This window comes from Nakamurella deserti (assembly GCF_003260015.1).
Taxonomy (GTDB): domain Bacteria; phylum Actinomycetota; class Actinomycetes; order Mycobacteriales; family Nakamurellaceae; genus Nakamurella; species Nakamurella deserti.
Map to the genome: position 1 here is coordinate 538,940 of NZ_QCXS01000002.1, position 22,150 is coordinate 561,089.

Below are 22,150 nucleotides of genomic sequence, written 5' to 3' on the forward strand. Positions count from 1 at the left end.
CCCGCGTGATTACTGTCGGCGTGACGCACCACCGCTGTTGACGCAGTCCCGGCGCTGCGGATCCGCAGCGCCGCCGGTGCCATCAAGTCAACCTGGAAAGCAGGGAGAAGTCAGTGAGCAACCGCCACCCCCTGGCCGCGATCGAGGCGGCCGCCCCGGAGATCCTCCCCGCGGTGATGCGGGGAACCCCCGGCATGTCGTTGACCGACTCGGTCTCCGAGCGCCTGCTCCGTGAGCGCATCATCCTGCTGGGCTCCGAGGTCCGTGACACCAACGCCAACGAGATCACCGCGCAGCTGCTGCTGCTCGCCGCCGAAGACGGCGAGAAGGACATCACCCTCTACATCAACTCCCCGGGCGGCTCGGTCACCGCGGGGATGGCCATCTTCGACACGATGATGTTCATCGAGCCGGACGTCGCCACCATCGCGATGGGCCTCGCGGCCTCGATGGGTCAGTTCCTGCTGTCCGCCGGCGCGCCCGGCAAGCGGGCGGCCCTGCCGCACGCCCGGATCCTGATGCACCAGCCGAGCGCAGGCGTCGGCGGCACCCAGTCCGACATCAAGATCCAGGCCGACATGCTGAACCGGACCAAGAAGGAGATGGCCGAGATCATCGCCGGCCACACCGGTCAGACCGTCGAGCGCATCACCGCCGACTCCGACCGCGACCGCTGGTTCACCGCCCAGGAGGCGCTCGAGTACGGCTTCATCGACAAGGTCATCGCTCGCGCGTCGCAGAGCCCGGTCAAGTGAGCGAGAACATCATGAACCCGAACTCCTACGTCCCGACCGGCATCTCCTCGGGCCTCAGCGCGCCCCAGGCCCGGTACATCCTGCCGTCGTTCATCGAGCGCACCAGCTACGGGGTCAAGGAGTCCAACCCCTACAACAAGCTGTTCGAGGAGCGCATCATCTTCCTCGGTGTGCAGATCGACGACGCGTCCGCCAACGACGTGATGGCGCAGCTGCTGGTGCTCGAGTCCCTGGACCCGGACCGCGAGATCACCATGTACATCAACTCCCCGGGTGGCTCGTTCACCTCGATGACGGCGATCTACGACACCATGCAGTTCATCCGCCCGGCGATCCAGACGGTGTGCCTCGGGCAGGCCGCGTCGGCCGCCGCGGTGCTGCTGGCCGCCGGCAGCCCCGGCCGTCGGCTCGCGCTGCCGAACTCGCGCATCCTGATCCACCAGCCGGCCACCGAGGGCGTCTACGGCCAGGTGTCGGACCTGGAGATCCAGGCCAACGAGATCCAGCGGATGCGCACCACCCTTGAGGACCTGCTGGCCAAGCACTCCACGAAGTCCGCCGAGCAGGTCCGGACCGACATCGAGCGCGACAAGATCCTGACCGCGGCCGAGGCCGTGGAGTACGGATTGATCGACCAGGTCCTCGCCTACCGCAAGATCGACGGCTGACCGTCGCTCCCGGGTCGGCGGCCGCACCTCCGGTGCGCTGACCGGCGACGATGCACCCGTGCACTCTGGTGCGGCCCGGGCGGAAAAGCCTCGCGATTCCGCCCGGGCTGGCTAGAGTGGAAAGCGTCCGGCACCCTCCACCGCTCCCGACGTGATCCGTCGGAACGGCCGGTGACGGGGCTCGGGCGAGACGGTGGTGACACACGACACGGGACGATCCGTCCCGGTGTCCACGAGATCTTCCACAACGGCCGGAACACAGCGCCGTGCAGCAGAGGCGTCCCGCTTTTCCGGGTCGTCGAACGGTAACGTCGACTCCGAGTGCCCGCGATCATCCGACGCGGCGGACACGGCGGTCGGTCTTCTAGGTGATTGTGAGAGCACATGGCGCGCATCGGTGACGGCGGCGACCTGCTGAAGTGCTCCTTCTGCGGGAAAAGTCAGAAGCAGGTCCGGAAGTTGATCGCCGGGCCCGGCGTCTACATCTGCGACGAGTGCATCGATCTCTGCAACGAGATCATCGAGGAAGAGCTGACGGAGACCAGCGACGTCAAGCTGGACGAGCTCCCCAAGCCGACCGCGATCAACGAGTTCCTCGACCAGTACGTGATCGGCCAGAATCCGGCCAAGCGTGCGCTCGCGGTGGCGGTCTACAACCACTACAAGCGCATTCAGGCCGGTCCCGACCGCGGGCCCGAGCCCGTGGAGCTGGCGAAGTCCAACATCCTGATGCTCGGCCCCACCGGCTGCGGCAAGACCTACCTCGCGCAGACGCTGGCGAAGATGCTGAACGTGCCGTTCGCCATCGCCGACGCCACCGCACTCACCGAGGCGGGCTACGTCGGTGAGGACGTCGAGAACATCCTGCTGAAGCTCATCCAGGCGGCCGACTACGACGTCAAGCGCGCCGAGACCGGCATCATCTACATCGACGAGGTCGACAAGATCGCCCGCAAGTCGGAGAACCCGTCGATCACCCGCGACGTGTCGGGTGAGGGCGTGCAGCAGGCGCTGCTGAAGATCCTCGAGGGCACGCAGGCCTCCGTGCCGCCGCAGGGCGGCCGCAAGCACCCGCACCAGGAGTTCATCCAGATCGACACGTCCAACGTGCTGTTCATCGTGGCCGGGGCGTTCGCGGGTCTGGAGAAGATCGTCAGCGACCGGGTCGGCAAGCGGGGCCTCGGCTTCGGTGCCGAGGTGCGCTCGAAGCTCGACATCGACTCGTCGGACGTGTTCTCCGAGGTCATGCCCGAGGACCTCATCAAGTTCGGCCTGATCCCCGAGTTCATCGGCCGGCTCCCGGTCGTCGCGACCGTGACGGCGCTGGACAAGGAGTCGCTGATCTCCATCCTCACCGAGCCGCGCGACGCGCTGTGCAAGCAGTACAAGCGGCTCTTCGAGATGGACGGGGTGCAGCTCGAGTTCACCCCCGACGCGCTCGAGGCGATCGCCGACCAGGCCATCCACCGGGGGACCGGCGCCCGTGGCCTGCGCGCGATCATGGAAGAGGTCCTGCTGTCGGCGATGTACGACGTGCCCGGCCGCGAGGACGTGGAGCGGGTCGTCGTCACCGCGGAGACGGTGCGGGACAACGTGTATCCGACCATCGTGCCGCGCAAGCCCAAGCGTGAGCCGCGCGAGAAGAGCGCCTGAGCGTTCCCCGCTCGACCGGATCGTGGCGGTTCCTGCTCGCTCACCGAGCAGGAACCGCCACGATTTTCTTTTCACGGGTTCTCGCGGCCGGTCAGGTCCCGACGATGCGGTGCGCGCCACTGTAGACGTTGAAGCTCGCGTCCCGGGTGAACCCGATCAGCGTCAGCCCGCGGTCGCGGGCCACTCCCACCGCCAGCGACGATGGCGCCTTGGGTGCAACCTTTGCAACGTCGCGCTCAGACAGGGCGATCGTTCTCCCGCGCGCTGAGCTGTACCTGGAGCAGCTCGATTTGGACCGCGAGCGCACCGATGAGCTCCTCGTCGGTGATGTCGCCTATCACCCTGAACCCGTCGTTCTCCAGTCCGTCCTCGAAGATGACTTTGAGGACAATGAATGCTCCGTCAGCAGTGTCATCCGCATCGAGCGGCGTCGTCGCCAGATTGTCGACGAGGTCGTTCACTGGGACGAGCTCTCGCTTGACGGAGCCTTCGTCAATGTCCGCGCCTACGTCGGTTTCGGAGGGGGTCCATGCAGCGACTGACGCTGTCAGAATGCTTCGGTACTGCCTCGTCAACACTCCTAGCAACTCTGCTGGTTGACAGTGCTCTGAAGCGCGAGTGCACCATCCTGGTTCGCCGTCGGCGGTGCGGGTCCTCAGCACGGCCCAGGCCCAGTCCGCGAAGGCGGACCGTTCCAAGCTGCTCACCTCACCGGGAGGGAGCACAGTCGAGAAGCCGACCCAATCGTCCGAGAATGTGAACGATGCGTCGTCACTGACGGCGTCCTGAGGATCGAATTGATCGGTCATCGCCTGTCCTTCATCTGCTGCGGCCGGGATGGAGACCCTAGCAATGTGTGGCGAGGCCTTCTGAGCCAATCTGCGCTACCAGCAGTTCGACATCGGCTTCCCTGTGATGGTGGCCGAAGGTCGTAGCGGGTGCTGTCCTCCGGTGGTGTCCACCTGGTCAGGCGAACCGAGCAAGCGGGGTATTCGTGTGTCCGGATGCCGTCGCAGCGCAGCTGAACACGCATCGGCTGTGTCTGGGACCGGCTACGCTCCCCTCAAGCGCGCCGAACGGGGGAATCGATGACAGCGCAGACTGAGCTGACGGCATCACTCGAGGACAAGCTGAACCGCCAGCTGGAACAGTGGCGTCGCAGCCTCATCGCACTGGATCGTCGGCAGCGCTTGTTGTACTTCAAGCACACCAAGAGCAGCTCGTTCGAGGTCGTCGCACCGGGACCCGTGGAGATCGCCTCGGACCTGAACGGCGGCAGTGTTCTCCTCGCCGCCCGGCAGGCCGGATTGGCTGCGGATGATGAAGGCTACGACGGCTTGCATGCGCTGGTCAGCGATAAGACGCCGGTGGAAGTGGAACGGGGCCTGAAGAGGCTCGACACCGTGTCGAAGCAGGTCTACGCCGATCGCGGCCTGTGGACGCTCAATCTCGGCCTGGGAATGCTCGAATGGATCGACCCCGACGACGGCAAGCCCGCGCTGGCCCCGTTGGTACTGCTCCCGGTGGAGCTGTCGCGGGCAGGAGTCGGACAGCCATACGAACTCAGCCGAACCGAGGACGAGCCGATGTTCAACGCGGCTCTCCGACACAAGCTCGATGCACTCGGCATCGATCTTCCCGACATCGATATTGACGACGTCGATGTCGACGGGATCATGAGGAGTCTGGCGACGGCAATCCTCGACCGGCCGGGTTGGTCCGTGCTGGGGCGAACCGTTCTGACCACCTTCACCTTCCACAAGGAGGCGATGTTCCGTGACCTGGGTGAGAACCTCGCCACGGTCGCCGCACACCCGATGGTCCAGCTGCTGGCCCTCGGGCCAGATTCCCCTTCTGCGCATTCGCTGTCGTTCGATCCGGTGGACGAGTCGACGTTGGACGAAACATTCCCGCCGGAACAGCTGGTCAGCATCCTCGACGCCGACGGCAGTCAGCGGAGATGCATTCTCGCGGTGAAGGCCGGCCAGAGTTTCGTCATGGACGGCCCGCCCGGCACCGGGAAGAGCCAGACCATCGCGAATATGGTCGTCGAGCTGATGGCCGACGGCAAGACGGTGCTCTTCGTCAGCGAGAAGGCCGCTGCACTGGACGTGGTCCGGAACCGGATCGGCGGAGCCGGTCTGGACAACTTCCTCCTGGAGCTGCACAGCCATGCCGCAACGCGCAAGCATGTCGTCGAGGAGCTCCATGCTGCGCTGACTCAGCAGGTTCGCGTCAGCCATCGCTTCGGCGAGTCCGACGTCCAGACGCTGACCGAGGCCCGCCGACAGCTGACCCAATACGCGAACGCGATGAACGAAACCAGAAAGCCCTTCAATCGCACCATGTTCTGGGCGCTGGGTCGGATCGCCGAGCTTGACGCGCCCGTGCGGGTCACACCGCTACGAAGTCCCCAGCATGCCCAGCTGACAGGTGGCCAACTCGCCGAAGTGCTCGAGCACGCGCGGCGCCTGGGGTCGGCGTGGCGCCCCGTGGTAGAGGGCGACGACTTTCTCTGGGCCGGGCTCGCCGCCGACGACCTCGACAATGCGGACGCCCAACGCATGAGTAGCGCGGCCGCCGAAGCCGGCCGAGCCGCGGATGCGCTGATCAGCCGGATCCACGCGGTCGACGAGGATCTCGGAGTCGCGATGTCGATGTCGGAGCCCGACATCCGGCGGAGACTGCAGTTGCTGGATCTCGCCAGCCGCAACCCGAACCCACCCGACATGTGGCTCACCGCACCTGAGATCGCCCACCTTCTCCCGCTGATCGCCGCGCGCGAGAGCACAGTCGGTGATCTTCTCGGCGCCCGCGGCCGGCTCGAGGCGTCGGTCGGCGACCGCTGGCCGGACGTCGAGCACGAGAGGCTCGCCGACCTCGACACGCTCAGCCGTGCTTCCTGGAAGCCGGAACTGACCCTGAAAGCCACCGAGGTCGGGCATCAGGCGGGATTCCTCGAGGCGGCGGCACCCTGGCTGCGCGCCATGTCGCAGGACGCAGCTCGCCTCGCTCGCCTGCTTGGGATGCGGGAAGCCCGCATTGACGCAGCCAGCGCGATGACCTACGCGAAACTGGCCGGTCTGGGGTCGGCGCCGCAACGGCCGGAGGCGGAATGGCTCAACCCGGCCGTCTATCAGGCCGTCCAGGAGTCGATGACCGTTCTCGCGCCTCTGGTGGAGCTCGTCCGGCGCCGCGACGAGGCGATGCGGGAGGTGTTCAGTGCGCAGGCACTTGACCTGGAGCTGTCGACCCTGCACATCCGGTTCCGTGACACCTACAAGGGTTTCGCGAAATTCTCCGGTCCCGCGAGAGCTGACCGGAAGGCCCTGAAGGAAGTCACCATCAGCGGCAAGCTCGACAAGGGGGTACTGGCCCACCTCGGGGAAGCGGCGGAGTGGCAAAAGGCGCACCGCGAACTCGCTACCCGCGAGCAGCGGTTCGCGCCGGCACTCGGACCCCGGTACGAGCGCCTCGACACAGATTTCGCGCGTATCGCGGGAGCCGTCGAAGTAGCGGAGAAGGCGGTCCGTCTCGCCGGTGCCGACCTCGACAGTGCTCGTCTAGCTGGCCAACTCGCCGCAGGAGCGGTACCGGATCCGTCGCTGGTGCCGCTGTCGATGAAGCTCAGCGCAGGTCTGTCCCAATGGGAAGAGCAGTCCGCTGCAAATCTGGGTGTGACAGCACGACTCGCGCTCCGCAACCTCACCCTCGACGAGGCCGCGTCGTGGTGTGAGCAGCAGCGAGCGGCTCTGGTGGCTCCTCTCCAGGCCATCGAACACGTCGCCGTGCTGGCCGGTAGAGACGTGACCGTCGACGAGGCGAGAACGGTTCTGCTGACGGCCAGGGAGGTACAGATCGCCGCGACGACGCTCGAAAGTACCCGAGACGTCGATGAGTCGACTTTCGGAGCCTTGTGGGGCGGGACGGACACCGACTGGTCGGTGGTCAGGTCGGCCTTGTCGTGGTCCGAGCAGGTCCGGACGGCGCTGTCCGGGCCCGTCGCGCCCACGGTTGCCCAGAACTTCGGCACCGTCGCGATGACGCCGGTGCAGTTGGCCTCTCGGATCAACGACTGGGAACGTGCGCGCACTGCAATTCTGAACGACTTCGCGGTGGAGCGGCAACGTGAGCTGCGCATCGAGGTCAGCGCGGACCTGGAGGCGGCGGCCGTCCTCATGAGCGACATGGCGGCAACCGGCGTCGGTGACATCGACGAGTGGTGTCGATTCCAGCACGAACGAACCTGGTTCACGTCGCACGGGCTGGCCGACGTACTCGATGCCGTCCAGCAGGCGCGAACCGACAAAGATGTGCTGTCGGCCTGTTTCGAAACCGCGATGCTGCAGGCATGGGCCGATGAGACCATCCGAACCGACGACCGTCTGACGCAATACAGGTCGAAAGAGCGCGACGCTCTGGTCACCCACTTCCGGGATCTCGATCGACAGCTCGTCCAGGACAGCTACTCGGTCGTCGCCGAACGATGCAGCGCCCGCCGGCCTCGCTCGCTTCGCAGCAGGGCGGCCCAGGTCATCGCTCGCGAAGCGCAGAAGAAGACCCGGCACAAGCCCATTCGCGCGCTGTTGTCCGAGACCGCCGAGCTGGTGCAGGAACTCAAGCCGTGCTTCATGATGAGCCCGCTCTCCGTCTCGCAGTACCTCCCGGCGGACCTGCGTTTCGACGTCGTCATCTTCGATGAAGCCTCACAGGTGCTGCCGGCAGACGCGATCAACTGCGTCTACCGCGGTCAGCAACTCGTGGTGGCGGGGGACCAGAAGCAGCTGCCGCCGACCGACTTCTTCGCCAGTGGCGAGGACGAGGACGAGGACACCGATCTCGACTCCTTCCAGTCGGTACTGGACCTGGCCAAGGGTGCCGGAGCGTTGACCTCCCTGCCGCTGAGCTGGCACTACCGCAGTCAGCACGAAGACCTGATCACGTATTCGAACTATCGCTTCTACGACGGCAAGCTGAGCACCTTCCCGGGTGCGGTGTTCGATGCGCCCGACCTGGGTGTCGAGCTCATCGTGGTGAACGGGCAGTACCGACGTGGTGGTGCCCGCGACAATCCGGTCGAGGCAGCGAAGGTCGCCGAGCGGGTCGCGCATCATCTGCACGAGCATCCCGAGCTGTCGCTGGGGGTGGTGACATTCTCTGCGGCTCAGGAGGATTGCGTTCGGGCAGCGCTGGAACAGCGGGCGGACACGGACCCGGCTTTGCGGGGCTTGCTCGGTGACCACGACCGTCTCGACGGGTTCTTCGTCAAGAGCCTGGAGAACGTCCAGGGTGACGAACGGGACGTCATCTTCTTCAGCATCGGCTACGGGCCGGACGAGTTCGGCAAGATGACGATGAACTTCGGCCCGTTGAACCGCGAGGGTGGCTGGAAGCGCCTCAATGTGGCTATCACCCGTGCGCGCCGCCGCGTGGAAGTGGTGAGCTCGTTCCGGGCCAGTCAGATGACCGAAACGCAGTCGGAGGGTATTCGCCATCTACGCGGGTACCTCGACTTCGCCGAACGAGGAATGGCTGCTCTGTCCACGGACTCGGTCGAGAGCCTGGGCGATGCGGAGAGCCCGTTCGAGGAGCAGGTGCTGCAGGTTATCCGCTCGTGGGGTTACGACGCCGTCTCGCAGGTGGGAGCCGCCGGATATCGCATCGACATCGCGATCCGTCACCCGGATCGGCACGGTTCATTCGTGCTGGCCGTGGAATGCGATGGCGCTGCCTACCATTCGGCGAAGACCGCGCGCGATCGTGACCGACTGCGTGAGGCGGTGCTGGTCGGACTCGGCTGGACCGTGCACCGGATCTGGGGAATCAGTTGGTGGCGAGACCGCGTCGTCCAAGAGACTCAATTGCGGTCAGCCATCGAACAGGCCGTCGCCGCCAGCGATGGCGATGCGCTGCCGGCGCTCGTTCCGATGCGGAGTTCGACCGTCGAATTCGAGGTCGTCGACTTCGACGCCCGACCCGATTGGGCGTTGCCATATGTTGCCGCCGACATCGAGGCGGACTTTCTCTACGACCCGAAGACGCCGGACGCCCTGCCGTCGCTACGGCGGTACTTCGGCAAGGTCCTCGCGGTGGAGGCGCCCATTCATGAATCGTTGATCTACGCGCGCTTCAATGACGACTGGGGGGTCGGGCGGATGGGCAGCTTGATCCGAGGCAACGTCGACCGTGCCCTCGCGAAAGTCGTCATCGACGGGCAGTCCGTGGTCCGGGACGACTTCGGGTTCTACCGCGTGCGGGACGCACGTGCCGCTGCGGTCCGCGTGCCGGCCGATCACGGCACGGTTCGCAAAGTGATCCAGGTTCCGCCCGAGGAGCTGGAGTTGGCGGCGCTGAACGTCATCAGGGACGCGGTTCTGGCCGACCGCGAGGCAACGCTGCAGGCGGTGGCCCGACTGTTCGGGTGGCGGCGGGTTGGTGCCGACATCCACAGCGCGATTGAGAGCGCGATCTCACGTCTCGTTGGCCAGGGATCGGTGGAAAGCGTTCGCAACCAGGGCCTTCGGATCGCCGACGCGTGAGCCCGGCCACCACGCGGCGCGTGCTCCAAACCCCACCTGATCAGAGAGTTGACCCGATGACCGAAGATACCCTGATCACGACTGTCCTCGACCTGGCAGACGCCGACACATCGTTGTCCGAGGACGTCAAGCTGCTCATCTTGGCCGCGTTGGACAGCGACGAGACCCTGTCCTCAGTGATAGAGCTCGGCCCGGGTACGGCTGCGCCAGCGGCCCCTGAGCACGCTGACCCGGTGCAGCCGGTCGGTGCGTACTTGAAGTCGATCAAGGTTTCAGGGTTCCGAGGTATCGGTCCGCAGCTGTCGCTGGCGCTCAGCCCCAGCCCGGGCCTCACCGTCATCGCCGGCCGGAACGGGTCGGGTAAGTCGTCCGTCGCTGAGGCGTTGGAGTTCGCCATCACCGGTCAGAGCTACCGCTGGGCGAACAAGTCAAAGGTTTGGAAGGACAGCTGGCGGAATCTGCACACTGCGGACAAGGCGGAGATCCGTATCGAGATTGCGGTAGAGGGACAGGGCGTGACCACGGTCGGCCTCGATTGGTCTTCGACGGCTCATCTCGACGACTGCGCGCGGTGGGTCCAACGACAGGGGGCGCCCCGGCAGCCCGGGCTCGACAGCCTCGGATGGTCTGTCCCGATGGAGCTCTACCGGCCGTTGTTGTCCTACGACGAGCTCGGCGGCCGGATGGAAGCCGAGCCGAGCAAGCTCCACGACGCGTTGGAGAAGATCCTCGGTCTGCAGCAACTGAATGATGCGTTGACGCGGTTGACCGCGCAGTCGAAGGCGCTCAGCGCGCCACAAGCCGAGGCGAAACGACTTGTGGTGGGACTCAAGTCGAAGCTGGAAGCATCAGGCGATTCTCGGGCTGCGACTGCACTCGCGCAGCTCAGGAAGCGGGCACCGGACCTGGGCGCGATTTCCTCGCTTGTCACCGGGGCGTCCGGATCAGTCGATCAGGGCCTCGATGTACTCGAGCGACTGAGTCGGTGGTCGGTCCCTACAGAATCAGACGTAGCTGCTGCAGCTGAAGCTCTCGAGTCCGCCGTCCAGGGCATGGTCGACGTGGCGAACGCTGCCGGGCAGATGCTCCGCGAGCGATCACAAATCCTGAAGCGCGCGGTGGAACTCCACGCGAAGCACGGTGATCAGCTTTGCCCGGTGTGCTCACAAGGGGAGCTCAACGCGGAGTGGGCGACCGTCGCGCGCGCCGAGGTGGACGCGGCGCACGCCGAGATCGCCGACATCGATAGGGCGCAGGGGGCGCTGGAGGAAGCCCGGCGCGTCGCCGTGGACATCGTCCGCACCACCCGAGAACTGCCGGCCGTCACAGACGCAGAGCTCACGCTGCTCGGACCCGCCGCGGCGGCCCAAGCCAACTGGCTGGCCGCGCCAGCGGGGGATGTCCAGCTCGCCACGCATCTGCGAGAAGCCTTCGCGCCATTGGCGGAGGCGTTCGACGGCCTCCGCGTGCAGGCCGCCGAACTGCTGACGCAGCGGGAGGATCTGTGGTCGCCGTTGGCGCTCGAGCTGAGTTCATGGCTCAGGCTTGCCACTGCCGCCGGCGAGAACGGACCGATGACGGATCGGGTCAAGGCCGCGGCTGAGTGGCTCAAGCAGAACGGCGCCGCTCTGCGGAACGAGCGGCTGCAGCCTATCGCCGGTCGGGCCCGGGCGATCTGGGCGATGCTCCGTCAGGAGAGCAACGTCGACCTCGGAGCCATCAGGCTCACCGGTAGCGGTACACAACGCAAGGTCGACCTGCGCGCGGAGGTCGACGGCACCGAGGCGGGTGCGCTCGGGGTGATGAGCCAGGGGGAGTTGCACGCGTTGGCACTGTCCCTGTTCCTCCCGCGAGCCACCGCACCTCAGAGTCCCTTCCGCTTCGTCGTTCTCGACGACCCGATCCAGGCGATGGACCCGTCGAAGGTCGAGGGATTTGTCCAGGTCATCAGCGAGCTGGCCCTCGACCGTCAGGTCATCGTGCTGTCTCATGATGACCGGCTGCCGGAGGCGGTACGGCGATCCGGTGTTGACGCCGGGATTGTCGAGGTGACCCGCGGTGCGGACTCGCAAGTGACGATCAGCAGCGCCGCAGACCCTGCTAGTCGGTACCTCGATGAGGCTTGGGCGGTCGCCAGGGATGAGAACGTGCCGACGACCATCAAGGACAAGATCACCCCTGGCCTGTGCCGGATGGCGTTGGAGTCTGCGGCGCGAGACGTGTTCATGAGCAACGCTTTCAGCCAGGGACTGTCGCGGGTGGACGTGGAATCAAGGTGGCAGGACGCCAAGCGGACCGCCGAACGCGTGGCCCTGGCGCTTCACGGAGACCGCAAGGCGTCGATCGACGGATGGGTTGACGGCGACTCCAAGCGGAGGCGGGCGCTCCGCATCTGCGGACGCGGCGCGCACCAAGGCGCCAACGCTGACCACCTCGATGAGATCAAAGACGTGAAAGCAGCGGTACACGCCGTCAGATGGGCGAAGAAGTGACGGCCCCAGGCGCGCATCTGCTGGAACACGCCGCATCGGTGCTGGAGGGGACGGTGGTGATCCCGGGAGTGCGGGTGAGCAGGGCCGCGGCCTTCCTCGCAAGGCAGGCGGTTGAGGAGATCATCGAGGACGAATGCAGCTACCTCTCGCCTGACCTGCGGCACGCCAGCACCCGGTCGCGGCTGATCATTCTGAGCCAGTTGGCCGACCCCGACCGCGCCCGGTTGATGCTCCGGGCGTGGTCCGGGCTTTCCGAGGCATGTCACCACCACGCGTATCAGCTACAGCCGACGACGAGCGAAGTGCGAACGTTGACGGCACTTGTCGCCGCGCTGGTTGGCGAGCCCACCGATGCCTGAAGTCGCTCTTGAATCTAGTGGTCAACCCCGGGCTCAAGGGCCGCAGCCTGGACCGGGCGTTCGACACCGACGAGTACAACGTGATGCTGGTGGCCAACAAGTTCCAGACCGGCTTCGACCAGCCGCTGCTCGTCGCGATGTATTTCGACAAGAAACTCTCCGGGGTTACCGCCGTACAGACCCTGTCCCGCCTCAACCGCACTTTCCGAGGGAAGTCCAGCACGTACGTGCTGGACTTCGTCAACAATCCCGACGACATCCTCGCTGCGTTCGAGCCCTACTACCGGCAGACGACCCTGGCCGGCCCTTCGGACCCCAACGTCATCCACGACATCCGGGACAAGCTCGACGCCGCGCAGATCTACACCGACTCTGAGGTCGATGGCTTGGCCGCTGTCTATGGCAACGGCGAAGGTAACAACGCCCTCACGCAGGGGATCACCCCGGGCAAGTCTCGCTTCTTGACCCAGATCGACCAGGCGACCACCGCCGGGGACGGACCAGCGCTGGAAGCGCTCAAGCTGTTCCGTAGCGACCTCGGCGCGTACGTCCGCGCCTACGATTTCCTGTCGCAGGTCATCGACTACCGTGACCCCGCGTTGGAGAAACGGGCGCTGTTCTACCGGTTGTTGTCGCGCGTCATCGTCGACAAGACGGGCGCTGTTGGGATCGATCTTTCCTCGGTCGAGATGACCTGCTTCAAGGCGCATAAGCAGGACCAGGCGCAGCTCGCCCTCGGCGGCGGTGCCGACCCGCTGCGGCCGATGACCGCCGCCGGCGCCGGGACCGCCAAGGACCCCAAGCTGGCGCGGCTGTCGAAGATCGTCACCCAGCTCAACGGGCTCTTCGACGACGTCGCGTTCAGCGACGCAGACCGGGTTGCGATCCACAACCACATCCTGGGCAAGATGGCCGAGACCGAGTCCCTGCAGGAACAAGCCAAGGTCAACAACGAGAAGCAGTTCTCCGACAGCCCCGACGTTGGCAAGGCGTTTGTGTCCGCCGTTGTCGACGCGATGACCAATCACAGCGCCATGAGCGAGAAGCTCCTAGCGAACCAGCACCTCGCGTCCGAGTTTGTCGCCCTGCTCGTGCCGGACCCGTACCGACAGTTGAAAGACACCGCCGCGTGACTGCCGGCGGGCGAGCCCCGCGTGACAGCTGTCGCGCGGGGCTTGCCTGGATCACGGCGCGCAGGGGTGTGTCTTGAGCTCAGATAGCTGCATGGCCCAGCAACCGGCGCGGTGGTGGCTGCCGTATGAAGCGATGGTTGCAGACTGAGTCAAGCCGCAACGGCCGGCAGTACGAAGAGTGATCCGTTGGCGTGTTTTGCGATTTCGATGACCACATCGGAAGCGCGGCTGTCGAGGACGACGCCCTCTCTTAGTTCTCGTAGTCTGTGCGCCGCTGCGAGGAGTTCGTTGACATAACCTCGTGTCACCAATTGGTCCCAGAGCCCGTTCGGCGTTCGAATCTTCAAAGACGAGAGGCGGAGCAGCACAGACGCGATACCTGCTTCCAGTTGATCCACCCGTTGCTGGTCGGATTTGAGGATACGGAGGAAGTTCTCGAAGGGGTTACCGGCATCGGACTGACTGTGTTCGACAGCCTGAAGCACGATGACTCGGCGTTTTAGAGCAATGGCCAACGCCGAGAGTTGAAGGTGCGTACGGAACTCACCGCCAGCGGTCTCGATCCCCGGGAACGCTTCGGTGATCTGGTCCATGTCAACGGGACCTTCAGGAAGACCGTCAAGGGCAGCGGTCCAGCCGTCTAGGCGGTCACGTGCCGATTCGGTGGCTTTGCTGATCGCGTACACCGCGGAGTCGAGGCCGAGTGACGCACCGATCTTGCCTCGGTCGAGGAGCACGGTTGTCGCTTTGTCGATGGCGTCGCGGCAGCCGTTCAGAGCGGCGCGCTCTGCGTTGAGCTTGTCCCCGTGAAGCTTCTCAAGGAGTTCGGTGATGTGCTGGACCGCCTGCTGTCGCTGGTGATCGACGTAAGCGCTGACTCCAACAGCGACTGCCATCAATATGAGCGGCGCAGCGACGGTGAGACCGACAGCGGCAGTTCCGGCTGCTACGGGAACAAACGTTGCTTGGGCGGCGATGCCGGATCCACCGACCATCGCGCTGTGGATGCCCCCGGCTGCGGCTTTCGACGCCATGGGCTGGACGAGCCCTCGGCCGACCTGTGCTGCGACCTTAGCCGGCACCACCATTCGGTAGAGCACCTCGCCGGCGGCATCGACCTTTGCTGCTGCAGGCGCTGACTTCGCGGTCTGTGACAGGAGCTTGGACAGGTGCTGAGCCAGCGGGCTCATCGCATCGAGCCGAATGCCGGAGGAGGAGCGATCCAGCGTCTTCGGCAACGGATGTGCCTCAAGGGTGACTATCGGGGATTCGGCGAAGGCTGCGAGGGCTGAGCGCAGCTCGGTGAGCCGATCCGGGGTGATGGAGTCGCCGTCGGCGAGCGACGGAATCCTCGTCCCGCTTGAGGTGCACAGCGTCCATACCGGGACGACGTATTCATTGGAATCTGCCATGGGTTTCCTTGATGGTGGGCCCGCTCATGTTGAGGCGAGCTGGAGGTCGTAATGAGTCAGTCAGGGGTGTGCCCTGCGTGCTGTGGTGACGCCGGTCTCTTGTGTCTGGCGATTGGTGCCGGCTGAAGTATAGGAAGGGTGTCTAGAATGAGTCGGGTTGTCAGGTTCGCAGGCTTGCTGGCTAGTGTTGGGTGACCTGCGTCAGATGTTCTGTGAGCCAGGTCGACCGCGCCCTGTGGTGCAGAAGTGCCGGCTGGCGCATCACTACCTCGTGTAGCCGGCCGTAAGTGGGGTCGTGACGGATGCTGGCATGGTGAAGACTCTGCCGGTTTCGTCGATACCCAAGAGGTTGGCGTCGAAGAGCGCGTGGAGGTCTCGGCGGAGCAAGATGCCGTTATCTACCCGGTCATGGCGGGGTCCTCGGTAAGGCTTGATGTGGGCAGCCTCGAGCGCCACCTCGACATCACATCCGGTGATGGCGCAGCGGTAGCCATAAGCGTCCATGAGGTCTCCCCGGAACCGGGCGGCGCCTGGCCGGACGGCAATGATCGCTTCGCGCTTGCGGCGATTGTCATCGTCGCTGAGCGAAGGGTCCGTGCCGAGGTCAGGTCCAAGCGGGTCGGGACCGGCTGCATCAATCCACCGATCAATGACTTGGGCGGTTTCCGGATCGACGCGTCGGATACCACGGACGACCTTGCTGAAGCGGAACGGAGCCAACGTCCGGCGTGACAATTCGTGTACCTGCAGGGCTCGGGTGATGTCACGTCGCCAGATCCACAACGCCGTCCATGTCCCATCAGCCTGCGTGTGCACGTCGTCGACGGTTGCGGCGGCACACAGCGCGCCTTCACCGCCGGCATAGATCCAGACGATGTCGCCGGGGCGCATCGTGCGATAGCCGTTGAACAGCGGCCAACTGGTTTTCAGCGGCCCGTTCAGAGCCTCGTCAACAACTGCGAGCCGAGTACCCAGCGCGCGGTCGGTGTCGTTCCAGTAGTTGGGGGACGCCGTGTTGGTGGGAAACAGCCACTGCTGCCGGCCTGCTGGTGTCGACTTTGGGTCCGTAATGGGAGGTGCATCAAGTACCAGGCGCAGCTCAGTAACAATCAAGGGACTTCATCCGTTCGTCTGCGTACGTGGCGTAGGTGAGAGATACCGCCCGTAGCGCGTCGCCGGGCTCGCGTCGGTCGACGCTGGCCATCGCGACGTCGAACTCCTTCTGCAGGCCCGAGCAAAACGTCAGGCCAGCGATCCGCTGGTAGGCCGCCGGGTTGCCGGGCGACGACGGAACGTCTTCCTCCCCGGAGCAGCCTGTGAGCAGCACAGCTATCGAGGAGGCCACCAGAAACGGAGTTCGATGCATGCGACAAGCCTCCAGTCAGCGCAAGGTTCCGGTGGCGGGGTGGCCGACAGTTCCATCGATCGAGTTCCGACAACACCCGATCACGGAGCCCTGCTGACTGTGAGTAGACGCTGTGCGTCTTGGGGTGGGGGTGGGTTGACGGTGCGGCCTGCCGGTGCCACTCCGAGGTTTGTGCTTCCGCCATCTCTGCATGGCGATCTTGCGGGCTGGCTATGGCTGAGCCTCGCTGTGGCCAGACACCGTTCCGGTAGTTCTGAGCCTGCGCGCAATCGCCGGTGCCAAGGATACGGATCGATAGGAGTATCCGGGTGCATGTGAGAATGCCGCTAGTCTTCTGCCCACCTTGGTCACGGAGCGCGTGAAGATGACACAGTTCATGCGTCTCCGTCGCCAAGGACCCATATCAATTTGAGTGGGAGCTTCGTACGGATGTCGGCCGGTAGGCGAGAGTAGGTTCTCAGTACTGCATCCACGACATCAGCGGCCTCCCAAACCCTCACCCTAAGATGCTGATTCTTCATGACGTCCCTGGCGGGTTTCGACAGACCGCCCCACGCAACCAGAAGGCCCTGCTCTGCGCCGTGTGTAGTCATGACGCCGTGTAGTTGCGTGACTATTGGCGATCCTACTTGGCTCCCGGACTTGACCTGGGTGAGCAAGCGGGGCGAATCCAAGCCGAGTGGCCCCCGGCCGGCTGTAATGTCAATTCCACCATCAGGGCCTGGAGGCGCCTGAACGCACACATACCCCTCGGCAGTCAGGATGGCAGTGATGAGAGTTGCCAAATCGTGACCGGCGAAGTCTTCGGCGATTCGGCCAGTGATGCGGTCGAGGGCGACCTGTTCAATATCGGCAGCCAATTCGGGCTCATCCACTGAGGCCAACTGTGCATGATCATTACTGGTGCTGACGGGCGCAGCGGTCGTCGTCGCTGCTACCGAGCCGGGATCGATGCCAGTTTTGAGCAAGGCCTCAAGGCGTCGGACAGCGTGATTCTTACTGGGAGCGAACACTGACATTGCACTGCCCAGAGTGAATAGCAGATCCTGCTTGACTGCAGTCCGGGGCAGGTCTGTGACCAACCAATCCACCTTCACTACGTGCCGCCGGTCTGCTTCCACTTCGTCACCGAGAAAATGATAGCCCTTCGTTACGCGACCGATCGCGATTCTCTTAGTCGTTTTCAGTGGCATCACTAGCAAATCGCCAGCTGTGATCCTGTGACGCAGGGCCCACAGTTGGCCGGTGTAATTTGCACGCATACCGTCACTGCCGCCAGGAAAGCTAGCGCTGACGAGAGCGCTGATCGCGTCTTTTGTTGTACATGCCGACAGATCCGGAAGCTCTCTCCATCCGCCCCCAGAGACCCCGTTGTCCAGCGCCCACTGATCTCGTTCGCCAGATCTCCCGCTTCGAACTACCCAGGCAGTACTCATCGAATCTCCCTTGCAGTCCGTCGTGACAACTGAATCCACTGCTGTACTTCCCCATCGCCGCGGGACCCCTGCGAAGCGCGCGCTCCGACGGCCTGGCTCACTTGGAAGGATTACGGACCGGCGAAGCGTATCCGGCCACTTGATCCATGATCGTCAGGTGCCCAAAACCCGGTGCGCCCCGCTGTAGACGTTGAAGCTCGCGTCCCGGGTGAACCCGATCAGCGTCAGCCCGCGGTCGCGGGCCAGCTCCACGGCCAGCGACGACGGTGCGCTCACTGCGACGAGCACGCCGCAGCCGGCCAGCACCGCCTTCTGCACCAGCTCGAACGACGCCCGCGACGAGGTGACCAACACGGACTCCGCGAGCGGAAGACCACCGGACATCAGGGCGGCGCCGATGACCTTGTCCATCGCGTTGTGCCGCCCCACGTCCTCACGGACCAGCGTCATGGTGCCGTCGGCGGCGGCCAGCCCGGTGGCGTGGATACCTCCTGTGCGGTCGAACGAGGTCTGGCCGTCCCGCAGTGACCGGGGGAGCTGCAGCACCGCCTCCGGGGTCAGGCGCGGACCTTCCGGTGAGTCGTGGCGTGAGCGCTGGGCGATCGCGTCGATCGACGCACTGCCGCACACCCCGCAGGCCGATGTCCCGTCCACGGTCCGCTGCCGGGACGGGTCCAGAACGCGCCCGCCGGCCAGCGCCACGTCCATCACGTTGTAGGTGTTGCGGCCCTGGTCGTCGACGCCGTCGCAGTATCTCGCCACCACGACGTCGTCGGCCGCGGCGATGACGCCCTCGGCGTGCAGGAAGCCGTGCACCAGCTCCACGTCGTGACCGGGGGTGCGCATGGTCACCGCCATGGACGTGCCGCCGACGCGGATCTCCAACGGCTCCTCACCGGCGACGGCGTCCTCACGGAGCACGAAGCGCCCGTCACGGTAGGAACGGATCCGGGTACGGGCGACGGTGCGGCTCACCCGTTCAGCTTGCCACCGCGGCCCACCGGCTCAGCGACGGACGAAGCGGAGCTCCAGGATGCCCGAGGGGTCGATGCGCTCGGCGCCGTCCGGGATGAAGCCGCGGTTGACGTAGAAGGCGCTCGCCCGCGGGTTGTCGCGGTACACCCACAGCGACACGGGGGACTCCTGCGTGGCGGCGTTGAGCAGCTTCGTGGCGATCCCGGTGCCGTAGAACGCTTCCCGCACGTAGATGGCGTAGAGCTCGAGCTCGGTGGGGGAGTCGTCGTCGCCCGCGGGACCCGCCATCGCGATACCGGCGACTTCACCGTCCACCTCGGCCAGCCAGTGGTCGAACTCGCCGTCGGTGATCTCCTGACGGCGGATCCGGGCCAGCTCCTGCGGGTCCAGCGACGCGAAGCGCTCCGGTTCCCACAACTCCCCGTAGGCCTCCTGCCAACACGCGTAGTGGCAGGCCGAGAACGCCTCGGCGTCATCGGGAAGGGCCCTGCGGACCGTGGCCACGACCTCCATACGAGAATCCCCACTCCGTCGGTGCATCAGTGCAACGAGCGTAGTCCACGGTCTGTCGAGGTGGCTCCCGGTTCCGCCCTCGGCGGAGCGCCGGCGGGCCCCGAGTGAGGGCGACCGCAACCGGCACCGAAGTCGGCCGGGACCGTGGCCCGGGGGTCTGTCCGGAGCGCCGGTGGACGAGCGGGCGCCGGTCGCGGCGCGCGCACCGCCGGACCCGCCCGGAGCGGCGCCGGTCGCGGCGGCGCACCGCCGGACCGCCCGGTCAGTGCCCCCGGTCACCCCGGCGGTGTCGGACCGGGGTGGCGGTGCCCGGCGGTGGCAGGATGGTTCGGTGGCCGTCTACAGGGATACCGGGGTGGTGCTGCGCGTCGCCAAACTCGGTGAGGCGGACCGCATCGTCACGCTGCTGACCCGGCGGACGGGACGCGTGCGCGCCGTCGCCAAGGGTGTCCGCCGGACCCGCAGCAAGTTCGGGTCACGACTGGAGCCCTTCAGCCACGTCGACGTCCAGCTCTACGAGGGCCGCAACCTCGACATCGTGACCCAGGCCGAGTCGATGGACTCCTTCGGTCCGGCGATCACCGCCGACTACGGCCGCTACACCGCCGGCACCGTGCTGGTCGAGACCGCCGAGCGGCTCACCGCCGAGGAGCGGGAACCGAGCCTGCGGCTCTACCTGCTGCTGGTCGGCGCGCTGCGGGCGCTGGCCGAGACCGACCGCGACCCGTCGTTGATCCTGGACGCGTTCCTGCTCCGGGCGATGGGCCTGGCCGGCTGGGCGCCGGCGCTGTCGTCCTGCGCCCGCTGCGGCGAACCCGGTCCGCACGCCGCCTTCCACATCGCCGCCGGTGGGCTGCTGTGCCCCGGCTGCCGCAACGGTGCGGTGATGCGCCCGGCGCCGGCCAGTCTGGCGCTGATGCAGGCGCTGGCCGACGGCGACTGGGCCACCGCCGAGGCCGCCGAGCCGCTGAACCGCCGGGAGGCGTCCGGGCTGGTGTCGGCGCTGCTGCAGTGGCACCTCGAGCGCGGCCTGCGGTCGCTGCCGTTGGTCGAGCGGGTGGCCCCGTGACCCGGGTCCGCCGCACCCCGCTGCCGCCGGTCCCGCACGCCTCGGGTGAGCGGCCGCCGGACATCCCGCGGGACCAGGTCCCGCACCACGTCGCGCTGGTCATGGACGGCAACGGCCGCTGGGCGAAGGCCCGCGGTCTGCCCCGCACCGCCGGACACGAACGCGGTGAGGCCGCGCTGTTCGACGTGGTCGAGGGCTGCATCGAGCTGGGCGTGAAATACCTGTCGGCGTACGCGTTCTCGACGGAGAACTGGAAGCGCTCGCCCGATGAGGTGCGGTTCCTGATGGGCTTCAACCGTGAGGTGCTGCACCGCCGCCGCGACCGGATGAACGACCTCGGGGTCCGGGTCCGCTGGGCCGGCCGCCGCCCGCGGCTGTGGCGCAGCGTCATCAAGGAGCTCGAGATCGCCGAGGACATGACCGCCGGCAACGACGTCATGACCCTGACGATGTGCGTGAACTACGGGGGCCGGGCCGAGATCACCGACGCCGTCCGGGCCATCGCCGAGCAGGTCGCCGACGGGCGGCTCAAGCCCGGCAGGATCGACGAGAAGACCATCGGCCGGTTCCTCGACGAGCCCGACATGCCCGACGTCGACCTGTTCCTGCGGTCGTCGGGGGAGCAGCGCACCAGCAACTTCCTGCTCTGGCAGTCCGCGTACGCCGAGTTCGTCTTCCTGGACACGCTCTTCCCCGACTTCGACCGGCGTGACCTGTGGCGGGCCTGCGAGATCTACGCCGGCCGGCACCGTCGGTTCGGGTCGGCCTGATGAGCGCACCGGGCACCACCGACGTCCGTCCGGCGAAGCCCAACGGCTACCGCCCCGGCTCGCTGGAGATCTTCGGTCTGATCCTGCTGGCGGCGATCCTGCTCCGGGGACCGCTCGCCGAGCTGCTCAGCCGCGGTGCGCTGCAGACCTGGGCGACCGTCTTCATCGCCGTGGTCGTGCAGGCCACACCGTTCCTGGTGCTCGGCGTCCTGGTCAGCGGGGCCATCGCGGCGTTCGTGCCGGCGCGGGTGTTCGCCTCCCTGCTGCCGCGCAACCCGTCCCTGGCCATCCCGGTCGCCGGCGCCTGCGGGATCGCGCTCCCGGGGTGCGAGTGCGGATCGGTACCCATCGCCAACCGCCTGATGGACCGCGGCGTGCAGCCCAGCGCGGCGCTGGCGTTCCTGCTGTCCGCGCCGGCCATCAACCCGATCGTGCTGGTCGCGACCGCGGTCGCCTTCCAGTCCGACGGCCGGATGGTGTGGGCCCGGCTGATCGCCGGCCTGCTGACCGCGGTCATCGTCGGCCTGGTCTGGGAGCGGCTCGGCCGCCCCGAGTGGCTCAAGCCGCGGGTACCGGCACCGGCCGAGGACGAGGGCTCCCGGTTCCGCGTGTTCGTGTCCACCGTCGCGGGCGACTTCGCCCAGGTGGCCGGCTTCCTCGTCATCGGCGCCGCGGCGGCCGCGACCTTCAACGTGCTCGTGCCCGCGGCCTGGATGGAGCACATCGGATCCAGCCTGCTGCTGTCGGTGCTGCTGATGGCCGTGCTCGCGTTCATCCTCGCGCTGTGCTCGGAGTCCGACGCCTTCGTCGCGGCGGCCTTCTCCACCATCCCGCTCGTCGGCAAGCTCGTGTTCCTCACCGTCGGCCCCGCGGTCGACGTCAAGCTGGTGGCGCTGCAGGCCGGCACGTTCGGGCGTCGGTTCGCCGTCCGGTTCGCCCCGTTGACCTTCGTGGTCGCCGCGAGCACCGGCCTCGTCGTGGGCCTGCTGTTCTTCGGGGCCGGACGATGA

Annotated in this window: 18 protein-coding genes; 10 read left to right on the plus strand and 8 right to left on the minus strand. The window is 66.3% G+C overall.

What is annotated here, in order from left to right; translation table 11 throughout:
- The first annotated feature begins 113 nt into the window (after positions 1 to 113).
- The 3 genes from DB033_RS02635 to clpX all read left to right on the plus strand — a co-directional run bounded on the left by DB033_RS02635 (position 114) and on the right by clpX (position 3,076).
- A complete protein-coding gene (locus DB033_RS02635; protein ID WP_338066244.1) occupies positions 114 to 755 on the plus strand; it encodes a ClpP family protease in 642 nt (213 codons plus the stop codon).
- A gap of 11 nt (positions 756 to 766) precedes the next feature.
- On the plus strand, positions 767 to 1,423 hold the full coding sequence (locus DB033_RS02640) for an ATP-dependent Clp protease proteolytic subunit (RefSeq protein ID WP_111767183.1): 657 nt from the start codon (positions 767 to 769) through the stop codon (positions 1,421 to 1,423).
- A gap of 384 nt (positions 1,424 to 1,807) precedes the next feature.
- Complete coding sequence (gene clpX / locus DB033_RS02645; RefSeq protein ID WP_111765330.1) at positions 1,808 to 3,076, plus strand: ATP-dependent Clp protease ATP-binding subunit ClpX; 1,269 nt, start codon at positions 1,808 to 1,810, stop codon at positions 3,074 to 3,076.
- Positions 3,077 to 3,167: 91 nt separating this feature from the next.
- On the opposite strand, the gene DB033_RS21600 is transcribed toward clpX, so the two are convergent.
- Both DB033_RS21600 and DB033_RS02655 read right to left on the minus strand, forming a co-directional pair.
- Positions 3,168 to 3,383, minus strand: coding sequence for a formate dehydrogenase accessory sulfurtransferase FdhD (locus DB033_RS21600; RefSeq protein WP_111765331.1), 216 nt, complete (start codon positions 3,381 to 3,383; stop codon positions 3,168 to 3,170).
- Complete coding sequence (locus tag DB033_RS02655) at positions 3,313 to 3,885, minus strand: hypothetical protein (protein WP_111765332.1); 573 nt, start codon at positions 3,883 to 3,885, stop codon at positions 3,313 to 3,315. Before DB033_RS02655 ends, DB033_RS21600 begins: the two co-directional genes overlap by 71 nt.
- Positions 3,886 to 4,164: 279 nt before the next feature.
- Here DB033_RS02655 and DB033_RS02660 point away from each other — a divergent pair, with 279 nt between their 5' ends.
- Genes DB033_RS02660 through DB033_RS02675 form a run of 4 tightly spaced genes read left to right on the plus strand, consistent with a single transcriptional unit; the run spans position 4,165 to position 13,599 of the window.
- Complete coding sequence (locus DB033_RS02660; protein ID WP_111765333.1) at positions 4,165 to 9,615, plus strand: DUF3320 domain-containing protein; 5,451 nt, start codon at positions 4,165 to 4,167, stop codon at positions 9,613 to 9,615.
- Positions 9,616 to 9,671: 56 nt separating this feature from the next.
- On the plus strand, positions 9,672 to 12,107 hold the full coding sequence (locus DB033_RS02665) for an AAA family ATPase (protein ID WP_111765334.1): 2,436 nt from the start codon (positions 9,672 to 9,674) through the stop codon (positions 12,105 to 12,107).
- A complete protein-coding gene (locus DB033_RS02670) occupies positions 12,092 to 12,466 on the plus strand; it encodes a hypothetical protein (RefSeq protein ID WP_157970467.1) in 375 nt (124 codons plus the stop codon). The genes DB033_RS02665 and DB033_RS02670 overlap by 16 nt, the downstream gene beginning before the upstream one ends.
- Positions 12,467 to 12,483: 17 nt before the next feature.
- A complete protein-coding gene (locus DB033_RS02675; protein ID WP_111765336.1) occupies positions 12,484 to 13,599 on the plus strand; it encodes a type I restriction enzyme subunit R domain-containing protein in 1,116 nt (371 codons plus the stop codon).
- A 149-nt stretch (positions 13,600 to 13,748) separates the two neighbouring features.
- On the opposite strand, the gene DB033_RS02680 is transcribed toward DB033_RS02675, so the two are convergent.
- The 6 genes from DB033_RS02680 to DB033_RS02705 all read right to left on the minus strand — a co-directional run bounded on the left by DB033_RS02680 (position 13,749) and on the right by DB033_RS02705 (position 19,301).
- A complete protein-coding gene (locus DB033_RS02680; RefSeq protein WP_111765337.1) occupies positions 13,749 to 15,011 on the minus strand; it encodes a hypothetical protein in 1,263 nt (420 codons plus the stop codon).
- Positions 15,012 to 15,275: 264 nt separating this feature from the next.
- Positions 15,276 to 16,124, minus strand: a complete 849-nt coding sequence (locus tag DB033_RS02685; protein WP_205843618.1) for an HNH endonuclease — start codon at positions 16,122 to 16,124, stop codon at positions 15,276 to 15,278.
- Complete coding sequence (locus tag DB033_RS02690) at positions 16,111 to 16,377, minus strand: hypothetical protein (protein ID WP_157970468.1); 267 nt, start codon at positions 16,375 to 16,377, stop codon at positions 16,111 to 16,113. The genes DB033_RS02685 and DB033_RS02690 overlap by 14 nt, the downstream gene beginning before the upstream one ends.
- Positions 16,378 to 16,751: 374 nt before the next feature.
- On the minus strand, positions 16,752 to 17,813 hold the full coding sequence (locus DB033_RS02695; protein ID WP_111765340.1) for a restriction endonuclease: 1,062 nt from the start codon (positions 17,811 to 17,813) through the stop codon (positions 16,752 to 16,754).
- A 153-nt stretch (positions 17,814 to 17,966) separates the two neighbouring features.
- Positions 17,967 to 18,788, minus strand: coding sequence for a formate dehydrogenase accessory sulfurtransferase FdhD (gene fdhD / locus DB033_RS02700; protein WP_111765341.1), 822 nt, complete (start codon positions 18,786 to 18,788; stop codon positions 17,967 to 17,969).
- 30 nt (positions 18,789 to 18,818) lie between these two features.
- Positions 18,819 to 19,301 (minus strand): GNAT family N-acetyltransferase, encoded by a 483-nt coding sequence (locus DB033_RS02705; RefSeq protein ID WP_157970469.1) that lies wholly within the window; start codon positions 19,299 to 19,301, stop codon positions 18,819 to 18,821.
- Positions 19,302 to 19,632: 331 nt separating this feature from the next.
- Between DB033_RS02705 and recO the strand changes: the two genes are divergently transcribed.
- The 3 genes from recO to DB033_RS02720 are packed head-to-tail and all read left to right on the plus strand — an operon-like array spanning position 19,633 to position 22,150.
- Positions 19,633 to 20,370 (plus strand): DNA repair protein RecO, encoded by a 738-nt coding sequence (gene recO, locus DB033_RS02710; RefSeq protein ID WP_111767184.1) that lies wholly within the window; start codon positions 19,633 to 19,635, stop codon positions 20,368 to 20,370.
- The gene (locus tag DB033_RS02715) at positions 20,367 to 21,140 is read left to right on the plus strand and encodes an isoprenyl transferase (RefSeq protein ID WP_111765343.1); all 774 of its coding nucleotides are present in this window, start codon (positions 20,367 to 20,369) and stop codon (positions 21,138 to 21,140) included. The genes recO and DB033_RS02715 overlap by 4 nt, the downstream gene beginning before the upstream one ends.
- Positions 21,140 to 22,150 carry a permease gene (locus DB033_RS02720; protein ID WP_111765344.1) on the plus strand — a complete coding sequence of 337 codons (1,011 nt, stop codon included), beginning with the start codon at positions 21,140 to 21,142 and terminating at the stop codon, positions 22,148 to 22,150. The genes DB033_RS02715 and DB033_RS02720 overlap by 1 nt, the downstream gene beginning before the upstream one ends.

Excerpts from the sequence above, each read along its gene's own strand:
- DB033_RS02690 (WP_157970468.1), bottom strand. The coding sequence starts at position 16,377 with ATGCATCGAACTCCGTTTCTGGTGGCCTCCTCGATAGCTGTGCTGCTC.
- DB033_RS02680 (WP_111765337.1), bottom strand. The coding sequence starts at position 15,011 with ATGGCAGATTCCAATGAATACGTCGTCCCGGTATGGACGCTGTGCACC.
- DB033_RS02640 (WP_111767183.1), top strand. The coding sequence starts at position 767 with ATGAACCCGAACTCCTACGTCCCGACCGGCATCTCCTCGGGCCTCAGC.
- DB033_RS02660 (WP_111765333.1), top strand. The coding sequence starts at position 4,165 with ATGACAGCGCAGACTGAGCTGACGGCATCACTCGAGGACAAGCTGAAC.
- DB033_RS02665 (WP_111765334.1), top strand. The coding sequence starts at position 9,672 with ATGACCGAAGATACCCTGATCACGACTGTCCTCGACCTGGCAGACGCC.
- DB033_RS02695 (WP_111765340.1), bottom strand. The coding sequence starts at position 17,813 with ATGAGTACTGCCTGGGTAGTTCGAAGCGGGAGATCTGGCGAACGAGAT.
- DB033_RS02670 (WP_157970467.1), top strand. The coding sequence starts at position 12,092 with ATGGGCGAAGAAGTGACGGCCCCAGGCGCGCATCTGCTGGAACACGCC.
- DB033_RS02655 (WP_111765332.1), bottom strand. The coding sequence starts at position 3,885 with ATGACCGATCAATTCGATCCTCAGGACGCCGTCAGTGACGACGCATCG.
- clpX (WP_111765330.1), top strand. The coding sequence starts at position 1,808 with ATGGCGCGCATCGGTGACGGCGGCGACCTGCTGAAGTGCTCCTTCTGC.
- DB033_RS02705 (WP_157970469.1), bottom strand. The coding sequence starts at position 19,301 with ATGGAGGTCGTGGCCACGGTCCGCAGGGCCCTTCCCGATGACGCCGAG.
- DB033_RS02720 (WP_111765344.1), top strand. The coding sequence starts at position 21,140 with ATGAGCGCACCGGGCACCACCGACGTCCGTCCGGCGAAGCCCAACGGC.